This window comes from Nitrospira sp., assembly GCA_037045225.1.
Classification (GTDB): domain Bacteria; phylum Nitrospirota; class Nitrospiria; order Nitrospirales; family Nitrospiraceae; genus Nitrospira_A.
In genome coordinates, this window is record JBAOHZ010000009.1 from 3,648,218 (window position 1) to 3,660,190 (window position 11,973).

General features: G+C 60.4%; 11 protein-coding genes. 5 read left to right on the forward strand and 6 right to left on the reverse strand.

Annotated elements, in window-relative coordinates; translation table 11 throughout:
• Positions 1-111 precede the first annotated feature (111 nt).
• From V9G17_18025 to V9G17_18045, 5 genes are all read left to right on the forward strand, one after another.
• A complete protein-coding gene (locus tag V9G17_18025; GenBank protein ID MEI2754494.1) occupies positions 112-369 on the forward strand; it encodes a hypothetical protein in 258 nt (85 codons plus the stop codon).
• A gap of 32 nt (positions 370-401) precedes the next feature.
• Positions 402-1,097, forward strand: coding sequence for a VIT1/CCC1 transporter family protein (locus V9G17_18030; protein ID MEI2754495.1), 696 nt, complete (start codon positions 402-404; stop codon positions 1,095-1,097).
• 48 nt (positions 1,098-1,145) lie between these two features.
• The gene (locus V9G17_18035; protein ID MEI2754496.1) at positions 1,146-2,912 is read left to right on the forward strand and encodes a SagB/ThcOx family dehydrogenase; all 1,767 of its coding nucleotides are present in this window, start codon (positions 1,146-1,148) and stop codon (positions 2,910-2,912) included.
• 58 nt (positions 2,913-2,970) lie between these two features.
• Complete coding sequence (locus V9G17_18040; GenBank protein ID MEI2754497.1) at positions 2,971-3,828, forward strand: hypothetical protein; 858 nt, start codon at positions 2,971-2,973, stop codon at positions 3,826-3,828.
• 84 nt (positions 3,829-3,912) lie between these two features.
• A complete protein-coding gene (locus tag V9G17_18045; GenBank protein ID MEI2754498.1) occupies positions 3,913-4,329 on the forward strand; it encodes a glycine zipper family protein in 417 nt (138 codons plus the stop codon).
• Positions 4,330-4,331: 2 nt separating this feature from the next.
• Here the strand turns inward: V9G17_18045 and V9G17_18050 are convergent, their stop codons facing one another.
• The 6 genes from V9G17_18050 to V9G17_18075 all read right to left on the reverse strand — a co-directional run bounded on the left by V9G17_18050 (position 4,332) and on the right by V9G17_18075 (position 11,670).
• Entirely contained in the window at positions 4,332-4,700 is a 369-nt protein-coding gene (locus V9G17_18050; GenBank protein MEI2754499.1) for a VanZ family protein, read from the reverse strand.
• A 201-nt stretch (positions 4,701-4,901) separates the two neighbouring features.
• Positions 4,902-5,267: a response regulator gene (locus V9G17_18055; GenBank protein ID MEI2754500.1), complete on the reverse strand. Its 366-nt coding sequence runs from the start codon at positions 5,265-5,267 to the stop codon at positions 4,902-4,904.
• Between the two features lie 204 nt (positions 5,268-5,471).
• Positions 5,472-8,576 carry a CusA/CzcA family heavy metal efflux RND transporter gene (locus V9G17_18060; protein ID MEI2754501.1) on the reverse strand — a complete coding sequence of 1,035 codons (3,105 nt, stop codon included), beginning with the start codon at positions 8,574-8,576 and terminating at the stop codon, positions 5,472-5,474.
• A gap of 7 nt (positions 8,577-8,583) precedes the next feature.
• Positions 8,584-9,756: an efflux RND transporter periplasmic adaptor subunit gene (locus V9G17_18065; protein MEI2754502.1), complete on the reverse strand. Its 1,173-nt coding sequence runs from the start codon at positions 9,754-9,756 to the stop codon at positions 8,584-8,586.
• A 58-nt stretch (positions 9,757-9,814) separates the two neighbouring features.
• A complete protein-coding gene (locus V9G17_18070; GenBank protein ID MEI2754503.1) occupies positions 9,815-11,074 on the reverse strand; it encodes a TolC family protein in 1,260 nt (419 codons plus the stop codon).
• Between the two features lie 104 nt (positions 11,075-11,178).
• The gene (locus tag V9G17_18075) at positions 11,179-11,670 is read right to left on the reverse strand and encodes a hypothetical protein (GenBank protein ID MEI2754504.1); all 492 of its coding nucleotides are present in this window, start codon (positions 11,668-11,670) and stop codon (positions 11,179-11,181) included.
• Between the last annotated feature and the right edge of the window lie 303 nt (positions 11,671-11,973).

The window sequence follows — 11,973 nt, forward strand, 5'->3', positions numbered from 1 at the left end:
GCCGTGTCATTCGGAAGAATCCGTCCTGCCTCCCGACGCACACTATTCCCATCCTCTGCTTGACTGTCGACAGGAAGGCGCGTAGAGAAGCGCCCTAACCAGGAGGGACGTATGCCACCTAAACGAAAAGTGCCACGCCAGTCGGGCCGCAATCGTTCGGTCGGACAGAAACGGAAGGGCGCGGCGCCGAAAAGCGGTGAGGCCGGGATGACCCGCCGGTTGCAAGATCTCGTAGAGCGGATCGATGTGGTGCTGCCGGAGGTAGCCGCCCGGGTGGCGGCTTTGGAGCATCTCTTGCTGGAACTGAAACTCTGCACGCAGGAAGATCTGCGCAATGCGCGGGAGTTTGTGCGTATTCAAGAGGCGTAAACGGTGATGTGTTCTCAGAAAAGAGTGCACCCATGCCTGTGACTCCCCACATTGAAAAACATTTCACCGCAACCGCGACCGTCCGCGATATCGTGATCGGCATGGCCGATGGATTGACCGTGCCGTTTGCACTTGCAGCGGGATTGTCCGGCGCAGTGGCCTCGTCTGGTTTGGTCGTCACGGCGGGCTTGGCTGAAATCGCGGCCGGTTCGGTTGCCATGGGATTGGGCGGGTATCTCGCGGCGAAGACGGATCTGGAACATTATGCGTCGGAACGTCTGCGGGAGTTGCGGGAGACGCAGCATATTCCGGAGCGGGAGGCCGAGGAAGTGTCCGAGATTTTTCGTGGCTACGGCTTGCGCGATGATCAGATCGCTCCCTTGATCGAGACACTGCAGGCCAATCCGACGCAGTGGGTCGATTTTATGATGCGGTTCGAGTTGGGGTTGAATGAACCGGATCCGACGCGCGCGCGGATCAGCGCCTGGACGATCGCGCTGTCCTATGTGGTCGGCGGGCTCATTCCACTGTTCCCCTACATGTTGTTCGCCGATATCCACACGGCGCTCTGGTGGTCGGTGGCGGTTACTCCCGTGGCGTTATTTCTGTTTGGCTACGTCAAGAGTGGGTTTACCGGCGTGCCGCCCTGGCGCGGCGGGTTCCAAACCGTGTTGGTCGGCGGCCTCGCCGCAGCGGCTGCCTTTGGCATCGCCCGGCTGCTGGGTTGATGCGGCCACGCGTTTACTTTCCTTCCTCCGCCTCGTTAGACTGCCGCCATGACACCTGAACAGCCGTCTTCCGCCATTCCGACCGAGCCGGTTTCAACCGATTCGGTCGATCGTGTGATTGCCTATCACGTTCGCACCAAACACCATTTCAATCGATACGCGCGGTCGTTGGGGTATCTGGACTGGGCGAATCAGCCCAATCCCTTTCGACGATTTGATGGAGCGGAACTGGTCCGTTTGCCCTTGCTGAAGCCGGACGACGAGCCACGTTCGCCCTCATACCAGGACATCTATGAACCGGGGGCTGTTCCTGTGCAGCCGATGACGAGTGGGACCCTGTCACGGTTCTTCGAGCTGGCCCTCGGGCTTTCGGCCTGGAAGAAGGCCGGGGAGTCGGAATGGGCGTTGCGGAACAATCCTTCGTCCGGCAATCTCCATCCGACGGAAGGCTACGTCCTTCTGCCGTCGATTAATGGGCTCGATGTGAAGCCCGGACTCTATCATTACGCACCCAAAGAGCATGGGTTGGAGTTGCGCGCTGATTGTTCACCGGCTGCCGTCTCGCGCCTACTGACGCCGTTTCCATCGGGTGCGTTTCTGTTCGGTCTCACCTCCGTCCATTGGCGGGAAGCCTGGAAGTATGGCGAGCGGGCGTTTCGCTACTGCAACCACGATGTCGGTCACGCGATCGGGTCGGCACGGCTTGCGGCAGCGACCCTTGGTTGGAAGATGGTGTTGCTGGATGGTGTCGATCAGAATCAGATCGCGAAAGTATTGGGGACCCATCGCGTAGACGATTTTAGCGGCGTGGAGCCGGAGCATCCCGATTGTCTCGCGGTAATGTGGCCGGGTGCCGACGAGCTTCATCCCTCGTCGGGCTCGGCGCGCGACATTCGGGATCTCCCGTTGTATTTGGATGAGGCAGCCGTCTCCGATGTGGCTGTGGGACCGTGGCATGGAAAGGCCAATGAGCTGAGTCGCGACCATGGCGTGCATTGGGATGTCATCGACCAGGTAGCTGAAGCCTCCTGGAAGACCAGAGCGGAGCGCCCGTTCGTACCGCTTGCCAGCACCTGCACTGTCCCGGTCGAGACACGTCCTGCTTCACAAACGACGAGTGTCGCAGCGGCGATCATCAGGCAGCGCCGCAGCGCCGTCTCCTTCGATGGCCGCACTGCTATTTCAGCCGCCACATTCTTTCACATCCTGCGGCGTGTGATGCCTTGTGCGGAGCGACCGCAATTGCAGCGGCCCATGCCCTGGGATGCCCTTCCCTGGGATCCGGCGATTCATCTCATGCTGTTTGTGCATCGCGTCGAAGGCTTGGAGGCCGGGCTGTATATCTTGGCGCGTGACCCGAAGAAGCTACCGTTGCTCCGGCAGTCGATGAATCCTGAGTTGGAATGGACACCGGCGCCCGGTTGCCCGGAAGATCTTCCCTTGTTTTGGCTGTTGCAGGGCAATGCGCAACGTCTGGCGGCGCAAGTCAGTTGCCAACAGGGGATTGCCGGAGACAGTGCCTTTTCGCTCGGGATGCTGGCGGAGTTCGAAGGTCGCTTGCGCCAGGGCGGGGCGTGGTGGTATCCACGCCTGTTCTGGGAGGCCGGCCTGCTCGGGCAGGTGCTCTATTTGGAAGCGGAGGCAGCGGGAGTGCGGGGCACTGGGATCGGTTGCTTTTTCGACGATCCGGTCCATGAGATCGTCGGCATCAAGGATCTGTCCATTCAATCGCTGTATCATTTTACGATCGGTGGGCCGGTGGACGATCAGCGGCTCATGACACTGCCGCCGTATCATCATCTCCAGAATAAGTGATCGCGGGAGCCCATTCTGAGCGAAACACGAACGACGAGATACGAGGAACGAGCTGATTATGTTCAAGATCAAGAAGAAGCTTGAGAAGCCGAAGCCGCCGGTTTTGTATAACGTGATCGAAGATTACTCGGAGTTCGATGCGCCGGGGAATGTGACGGCCTGCGCCATGACGCTGCCGGAAGATTTGGCGGTGCATGCGAAAATTCTAGCCGAAAGTTACGACGTGCCGTTGGGGCAGATGACACAGCTGCTCACGGAGGGCGGTGTGTATGTGTATCCGCAAGTCGGCGGATTGCTGACCCGTGGCCTCTTTGCCTGTCGGATCGACCCCACCGGCGCCACGCCGAAGCAGACCTGGGTACTCGACCTGATGCAGTTCGCCGAGGCGGAGCAATTGGCCCGGTCTCGCGCCGTGCCGTTGGTTGAAGCGGCGACAGAGGTGTTCTATCGGACGCTTCCCGAAGAATTAAAAACCAAGCTGGCGAAAAAGAATCTCGGACTCGATTACCGGACCCTCGACCGCGCGGTCGCGAAGGGTGGCGATATCAAGTTCATCGACTTCCGCAAAGACTGGTCGCCTCATTTCAAGCGGCTCTGCATTATGCCTGACGGGCGTCTCGTGGAGACGGGCGGGCTGGAAGAGTTTGCACAGCTGCACCAGATTACGGTGCCACAGGCGAAGAAACTCGTGGAGGAGGGGGGGACGATGGATGTGGCCGGCGGAGAAGTGCTCGCTTGTCAGATCGTCAACGGCCAGCCGGCAGTCGCCCGCTTCAGTGCGAAGAATTACACCAAGGCCAAGGAATTGGCGGTGAGCAAAGGGCTGCATATCCTGGATGCCCTGAGCGAAGTGGCCTATAACGATTCAGTGATGATGCGAACGTTGCAGCGGAAGGATTTGGGGGGACGGATCTAAGCCTGAGCAGGCATCAGGCGTTGGTTGATCCGGCCGGCCAACCTTGTCCGCCGTGGTTCGTGTAGGAAAGAAAACCTGTCAGCCATGAAGCCAACGATCCTCATCTGCGCCGGGTGTCTGCTTCTTGCCGGTTGTGCGGGGCCTAAACCGATTCTCTATCCGAACGATCATTATCGACAGGTCGGCGCCGACGCGGCGGAATCGGATATCAAAGACTGCATGACCTTGGCCGAGCAAGCCGGGGCCTCTCCCAGCGAAGGGAAGACCTCCCAGGTTGCCACCGGCACCGTGGCTGGAGGAGCGATCGGCTCGGCCGCCGGTGCGGTGGGCGGGGCGATTCTGGGACATCCGGGGAGAGGGGCCATGGTCGGCGCAGCCAGTGGCGCAACGGCCGGGTTTCTGCGTGGCTTGTTCAAGAGATCGCCGCCGAGCGGGGCGTTTACGAACTATGTGGATCGTTGTTTGCGCGAGCGAGGATATGATCCGACAGGATGGCAGTAGGTTTACGTTGCGGGTTCCATCACATCCGCCGACTTCTTTTTGAGATACATCTCTCCCAGTCTCATCCCGATGTACGCGCCGAGGACGTTATCCAGCAGATCAAGCAGCGACGTGCTGCGATTGTGGCAATAGACCTGGTAGTACTCAATGCCGAATGAGAGCGTGAAGGCCATGAGCATCAGAAGGCCGGGCGAGAAGGATTTCCCACCCAATCCGCGCAGGGTATAGAGCAGGCCGAACGGGATAAAGAGAATGATGTTGGCCACGGCGTCGATGCCGAGATCCAAGAGGACGGCCGGTGAACTCAGCTGGTCCGGTGTCGGCACCCAGCGGATGTACTGCCAATGCGCATGGCCGACAAAGTTATGCAACGGGAGGATGCCTACGAGTACGATCAGCAGGCTCCATGCGCACCAGAGACGTCCTGCGCGAGTGGGGGTTAGCAACACGGGTGTTTGGTGGTGGTTGTCCGCTGCATCGGTCGATTCTTGCAGAAGCAGCGGTGGGGTTGCCAGCAGAATTTCCTTCGTGAATGGCGTTCCAGGAAAGGCCAGAGTGCAGGGGGACGCGGATTATTTTTGGGCCAGTTCCTCTTCCACGGCGTTCAGCATTTCCTTCAAGTCGAAGGGCTTTGCGAAAGTGCGGCGGGCACCGAAGAGTTTTGCGATATCCAGGAAGTTTCGATCACCTTGGGCACCGGTCATTGCGATGATTCTCGTGTCCATGTACTCGCGGGTCAGCTGCAAGGTGGCTTCCAGTCCATCGACCACCGGCATCAGCAGATCCATGATGAGCAGGTCGGCCTTGTGTTTCTGATAGAGGTCCAATGCTTCCCGCCCGTCCTTGGCTTCGACGACCGTGTGTCCTGAGCGCTCCAACACGTCTCGCAGGAGACCACGGATGGATGGTTCGTCGTCGATCACCAGGATGGTCGCCATAACTACTCCTCAGCATGGGCGCCGGTTCTGCGTATAGCGGGGAAAATCGCAGTGTTCGGGCTCGATTGCAGACAGTTCAGCTCGTAGTGAAAGCTTACCGCGCTGACGAAAGTCTGTCCAGAAAAGAGTCGGAAGCTGCCGGCCGTTGATTCGATCCCGTATCGGTTGACCTTAATCGGCCAGGAGGTTACGCGCTGGATGCGGCTATTTCTCTTCTGTGGCAACGGGCTGCGGCCCCATTGTCTCGCTACGCACAAAGTAGGGATACAAGGCCGGAATGACCAGTAATGTCAGGGCAGTCGACGTCAGAAGGCCTCCGATTACCACGGTCGCCAGAGGGCGCTGGACTTCCGCGCCCATGCTGGTCGCCAAGGCCATGGGGAGAAATCCCAGGCTCGCCACCAGGGCTGTCATCAGTACCGGGCGGAGTCGATCCATGGCCCCCTGCACCACCGCCTCGTCGGTCGAGGCGCCGTCCGTTTCAAGTTGGCGGATATGGCTCACCAGCACGACGGCGTTGAGCACGGCAATCCCGAAGAGCGCGATAAAACCGATGATGGCGGAGATACTGAGCGGCAAGCCTCTGAGCCACAGCGCCAGAATGCCACCTGAGAGCGCCAGCGGCACATTGAGAAAAATCAGCAATGCCGGCCGCATCGCACCGAAGATCACCGACAACATTCCGAGGATCAGCAGCAGCGTCACCGGCACGACCATGGTCAACCGGCGAGCGGCTTCCTGCAGGTGTTCGAACTGTCCACCCCAGCGCATTTCGTAGCCGGCGGGAAGTGTGACTGCCCGGGAGACCGCCTGTTGGGCTTCAGCCACAAACCCGCCCAGATCTCGACCTCGAATATTGCACTCCACCACGATCCGCCGTTGCACATGCTCCCGGCTGATCTGCGCCGGGCCTGAATCCACCGTGATACTGGTCACGCGCGAGAGTGGCACCAGTTCGCCATGCATGGTCGGGATCAGCAGGCGGCCTAACGAGGCCGGATCTTGCGACACCCGGTCGGGCAGCCGCACGACCAACTCGAACCGACGAGAGCCCTGCACCACAGTGCCGACCACTGTTCCCACACGGGTCGATTGAATGAGCGTGAGTACGTCGTCGGCGGTGATCCCGTACCGCGCGATTTCTGCACGATCGACTATGACGCGGAGCAGCGGTAACCCCGCAACCTGTTCGACTTTGACGTCTGCCGCGCCCGGCACGTTTTGGAGCGCCCGCGCCGCGCGTTCGGCCTGCTGCTTGAGGATCTCCAGGTCGGAACCGAAAATCTTGACGGCCAGATCCGATCGCACGCCGGCAATCAACTCGTTGAACCGCATTTCGATCGGTTGAGTGAATCCGAGGCCGACCCCGGGCACCTGTTCATCGATGCGCCGCTTCATGACCTCGATCAGTGCGTTGCGGTTGTCGGCTGTGACCCAGTCCCGTTGAGGTTTGAGAATGACGAAGACGTCCGACATCTCGACCCCCATCACATCCGTCGCCACTTCAGGGCTGCCTGTGCGAGTGACGACTTGGGTGACTTCGGGAAAATGGCGGAGCACCCGCTCGATCTCGAGTGCGGTGGCCACCGATTCGGTCAGCGAGATACTGGGCAAGCGCCACACTTGCACGGCGAGGTCGCCCTCTTCCAGTCGTGGCACAAACTCGATGCCGAGCCTGCTTCCAGCCCCCAGGCTGATGATGAACAGTCCCACCGCAATCGTCACCGGCCAGACCGGCCGTGCGACCGCTCTGCGGACCCAGGGGGCATAGATGCCTCTGAGTACACGAATGACTCGGGTTTCTTCCTGGTGGCTCCCTGCTCGTACAAACCAGAACGACAGCAGCGGCGTGACGGTGACTGCGAGGACCAGGGATCCGGCCAAGGCCATGATCACGGTGACTGCCATAGGACGGAACATCTTTCCTTCGATTCCGGTCAGGGCCAGGATAGGTACATACACTAGAATAATGATGCTCACGGCCAGGGTCATGGGACGCAGGACTTCCCGTCCGGCCGCCAGCACGGTCGCGAGTCGCTCTTCCTGTGTACGTGCGGGCTTGTCCGCTAATCGGCGCAGGATGTTGTCGATCATGACCACGGAGCCGTCGACCAATAAACCGAAGTCGATGGCTCCCAGGCTCATCAAATTGCCGGAAAGTCCGGCCTGCATCATGCCGATGAAGGCAATCAGCATCGCCAGGGGAATGGCAGAGGCAACGATCAGGCCGGCCCGCAGGTCGCCGAGAAAGAGTAACAGCACGGCGATGACGAGCAGGCCGCCTTCAATCAGGTTGTTGCGCACGGTCGTCATGACTTTGGAAACAAAAATCGTGCGATCGTAGTAGGGTTCGATGGTGATACCGGACGGCAGGGTCGCCTGGATTTCCTGCACGCGGGCTTTGACGCGGGTCACGACCTGTTGAGCGTTTTCACCCGCGAGCATCTGGACCATTCCGATTACTGTCTCGCCTTCGCCCATCGCTGTGGCTGCGCCGATCCGGAGTCCTGCACCTTCCTTCACCTCGGCTACGTCGGCAATGTAGACCGGCACCCCGCCCGATCCGTGGGCCACGACGATCCGGGCCAGGTCGCTCACCTGCGTGGCGAGCGCTTCCCCCCGAATGAGAAGTTGCTCACGCTGATGTTCGATGTACCCACCCCCGGCGATGGCATTGTTCCGTTGTAGTGCGTTGAAGACCTCCTTCATGGTCAATTTAAAGGAGAGAAGTTTCGAGGGATCCACGATGACGTGGAACTGTTGCGGTTCGCCTCCCCAGATGTTGACCTCGACCACGCCGGGCACAGCGCGTAATTTCATTCCGATGTCCCACTGCAACAGCGTTCTGAGGGCCATGGGACTGTAGCCTGGGCCCTTGACGGTGAACTGATACACTTCGCCCAGTCCGGTGGTTAAGGGACCCATGGCCGGCCGGCCATATTCCGGAGGGATGCGTTCCATGGCCTGAGCCAACCGTTCGGTCACGAACTGTCTCGCCCGGTAGATGTCGGTCTGGTCGTCGAAGATTGCCGTCACGGCGGAAAGTCCGTAACGTGACACGGAGCGCAGCTCCCGTAACGCAGGCAAGCCATTCAACGAAGCCTCGATGGGGAACGTCACGAACTGTTCGACTTCCACCGGACCTAGGGACGGCGCGCGGGTGAGCACTTGGACTTGCACCGGTGTCAGGTCGGGGACGGCGTCGATGGTGAGGTTCCTAAAGGACCAGATACCCGTGGCTATGACGACGGCGATCGCCACCAGGGTAAAGAATCGATAGCGGAGCGAGAATGTCAGCAGGTGGTCCATGAGGTCCTTAGTCGCCCGATCCGATCTGTTCTTTCAGCAGCACGTTTTTCAGATCAAAAACCCCGTCGATCACGACCGGGGTGCCTTCCTTCACACCCGTTCGAATTTCGACCCAGCTGCCGCTTTCACGTCCTGCGTCGATCGGCGCGAAGGTGTACCCGTCCGGGCCTTCTATGAAGACCCCGCGAGTCTTGTCGATAGTGGTGAGAGCAGACACAGGAACCGCCACCACCGGTACCCCTGAGAGGGCGAGCGCCACTTCCACATATTCGTGCGGCTTCAGCTGTCCCTGCTGGTTCTCCACCTCGAAGCGTACGTGGATGGTGCGCGTGGTCTCATCTGCGACCGGCGCCAGATAGGTGAGTGGGGCGGTGATCGTCTCGCCGCCCTTGGGGGTGATCGTGCCCAGGTCGCCCCCTTTGAAATGGCGGGCCTGCTCGATGGGGAGGTTGGCAATGACCCAGACACGGCTGGTATCGACGACTTCGAAGAGTTCCGCCCCAGGCGTGACACCCTGTCCACGCACCGCATTCTGTGCCACCACCGTCCCGGCGATGGGAGACGTCAGTGTGTAGTGATGGCCTTCTTCATGTCCGCCGCGTTCGAGCCCGGCGAGTTCGGCTTTCGAGATGCCCATGGCCAGCAGTTTTTCTCGGACGTGCTGGTAGCGTGCCTTCGTCGCCAAGTGGGCCCCCTTGTCTTCGATGAGCTTTCGCTCCGGCACGATGTCATCCGTGCGCAGCTTCTCTGTCCGTCTGAGATTGTTTTCCGCCACGTCGGCCTGCGCCTTCCCAACGAGATATTCTTCCACCAATTGATCCAGTTGGAGGCTGCCGACGGCGGCGAGCGGCTGTCTGGGCGTGACCCGGTCTCCCAACTGCACGTGAATACGTTCGATCTGCCCTTCAATGCGGGAGGTAATTTTGGCGACTTTTTTTAAGTCGAGTGCGACCTCGCCTGGGGCGGTCACGAGTTCCGGAACGGCACGTCGTGTGGCGGGCTCGGTGCGGAGACGTTCCCGGACGGCCGGCGGGGGGTGAATCGCATGGGGTACGGCTGCATGCGGCGCCACTTCGGCGGAGGAGGGCGGTTTGGGCGGTTCCGCTCCCTGCTCTCCGCATCCGGGGAGACAACTGAGGATGGTCACGATGATTCCGGTCGTTACGCCGCGTCCGATCATCGGCTCACTCCTATCCTGGGCTGATGTGCGAACCAGGCAAGGGTGCTCGTAGGCGTGCTCATAGAGATGCTCCCAATGCCCGCTCCAACCGGGCCAGCGCAATGGAGAGATCGGCCCGTGCCTGCGCATATTCCAGCTGGGTTTGCCGATAGACACGTTGTGCATCCAGGACGTCCAACAGACTGGCGGCGCCGTGCCGGAAACTCGTGCGGGCCACGGTCAAGGTCTGTTCGGCCTGCTTCAAGAGGCCGGTTTCAAACACGAGCAACTGATCCTGCGCCGTGCGGACTTCCTGCGCATATTGAGTGATGGCCTGCTCCAGCTCGTTCTGTTGTCGCAGCCGTTCCGCATCGGCGCGGTGTTTGGCACCCAGCGCGGATTGAATTTCTCCCTGTCGCCGGTACCAGAGGGGGAGGGGCACGCTGAGTCCGGCGGTGAGCGATTCATCACCGGCCTCCCGGTGATAACTACCCAGCAGACTGATGTTGGGAACGCGGGCTTCTCGCTCATACCGCAGGGTATGTTCCGCCTGTTCCGCCAACTTGCTCTGTCGGCGTATGGACGGATGTTGTTCCATGGCTTGCGTCGCCAAGGCCTCCGCATTCACGCCCGGCTTGGGCAATTGAAAATCGCCCTGGATGAAAAACTCTTTTCCGAGGGACCCGGCTGTCAGAGTATTCAAGCGGGCCTTGGCGACCAACAGCGTACTGTTCGCACGGGCGACGTCCTTCTTGGCCTTCTGCATTTCCACGCCGGCTTTCATGCTGTCGAAGGAGGTTGCTTCGCCGGCCGCGACGCGCGCGTGCACCGTCCGTAGGACTTCTTCCACACTGGTGACGTTCTGTGCGGCGAGTTCCACATCACGCTGGGCAAAGAGTAGATGGTAGAAGGCCACTTTCACATCGGCGAGCAGGGCGAGTCGGGTGTCCTCGAATGCCGCAGTCGCTCCGGCTACTCCGGCATCGGCCGCTTCCTGGCGGGCCTGCCGCTTGCCGGTCCATTCCAGCGGTTGTTCCACCATGAACGTGCGCTCGGTCACGTGCGTGCCGGTGCTCGGGTCGCGAATGGCGCCACGCCCGGCGCTGCCGGAAACGGAGGGGTTCGGATAGGCACCCGCGGCAATCTGTTGGCCCTCGCTTTGTTTCACCACGCCCTCAGCGCCGGCCAGCGTGGGGCTGTGTTGCACCGCCAGAGTCAGAATATCCGGCAAGGAATACGTGGCCGTGCGTGGCGCTTCTGCCCAGGTCACGGGGCCGCCCGCGAGGGGGCCGGCGGTAGCCATCGCCAGGACTAGGGAACAGACAAGACGAGCAATCATCAGGAGCCTCCTCCCTGCGCAATCGGCTCGCGATGATGCGAGGTGCAAACCTCAACCTGCGAGCGTTGTGCGATCAGGATCTAGGATGTCAGGACGGACGACGGTTAGCTAAGGAGAGTGGATGGCGGCGCGCGAGCAGGTAGAGCACGTGCGAGGACTGTGCTTGGGAGAGGCACGGTGTGCTGTTCTGCTGGCTGGTCAGGATGTTTCGGAACGGGCAGAAGATTGTGAGTCACGAACAGCAGATGGGGCAGCAGCGGTTTCACGAGCTTGCGGTCGGTGGCATCGTTCAGCAGAGAAAAGCTCAGCTCGGGATCAGCGTTCCAGAAATGCGGGCCTTCCATCGAGAGGGCCGGCCACGATGCTACCTCCGGCGCATGGTGATGCGTGTCTCGATGGCCCTCGAATTCGCCTTCCAGGTCAGCCGAAAAGACGGTGTGTACGGCAGCGGCGTGGATGTGACCGGCTTCTCCATGATGGGGATCGGTTTCGGGATGGATATGGAAGAGCGGGAATGCCAGCAGCCATACGACTGCCCACGCGCGCAGCATCCTGTCGAGTCGGAGGCGGTTGCTGTAGGTGGTCTGCTGGTGCATATGCTTCTAAGTAGACGCTATCACAGCGAGGGAAACACATCAAGAAGCGGGCAGGAAGCTGGACGAACTCTTCCCTGCAGGTCGCGGGCAACTAAGTCACCTGCCACACCTGCTGATCTTTGGGGGCAAGATGTGAGACTATGCTCTTGTGGTGGCGTCCTTCGATTCGGTCACCTCAATAATCATGCTGTGCATATATGCACGTTCGTGCATCGGTGCACGTTGGATTTGGAAATCAAATCGGCCACTGCGTCGGTTGCAGATCACAATTCAATGAATGTTGCGATCTTTTCCTGATTCGCC

What these genes read in the sequence shown, in the direction of transcription:
- V9G17_18025 (MEI2754494.1), top strand. Translation starts at nt 112, where the DNA reads ATGCCACCTAAACGAAAAGTGCCACGCCAGTCGGGCCGCAATCGTTCG.
- V9G17_18030 (MEI2754495.1), top strand. Translation starts at nt 402, where the DNA reads ATGCCTGTGACTCCCCACATTGAAAAACATTTCACCGCAACCGCGACC.
- V9G17_18035 (MEI2754496.1), top strand. Translation starts at nt 1,146, where the DNA reads ATGACACCTGAACAGCCGTCTTCCGCCATTCCGACCGAGCCGGTTTCA.
- V9G17_18040 (MEI2754497.1), top strand. Translation starts at nt 2,971, where the DNA reads ATGTTCAAGATCAAGAAGAAGCTTGAGAAGCCGAAGCCGCCGGTTTTG.
- V9G17_18045 (MEI2754498.1), top strand. Translation starts at nt 3,913, where the DNA reads ATGAAGCCAACGATCCTCATCTGCGCCGGGTGTCTGCTTCTTGCCGGT.
- V9G17_18055 (MEI2754500.1), bottom strand. Translation starts at nt 5,267, where the DNA reads ATGGCGACCATCCTGGTGATCGACGACGAACCATCCATCCGTGGTCTC.
- V9G17_18060 (MEI2754501.1), bottom strand. Translation starts at nt 8,576, where the DNA reads ATGGACCACCTGCTGACATTCTCGCTCCGCTATCGATTCTTTACCCTG.
- V9G17_18065 (MEI2754502.1), bottom strand. Translation starts at nt 9,756, where the DNA reads ATGATCGGACGCGGCGTAACGACCGGAATCATCGTGACCATCCTCAGT.
- V9G17_18070 (MEI2754503.1), bottom strand. Translation starts at nt 11,074, where the DNA reads ATGATTGCTCGTCTTGTCTGTTCCCTAGTCCTGGCGATGGCTACCGCC.
- V9G17_18075 (MEI2754504.1), bottom strand. Translation starts at nt 11,670, where the DNA reads ATGCACCAGCAGACCACCTACAGCAACCGCCTCCGACTCGACAGGATG.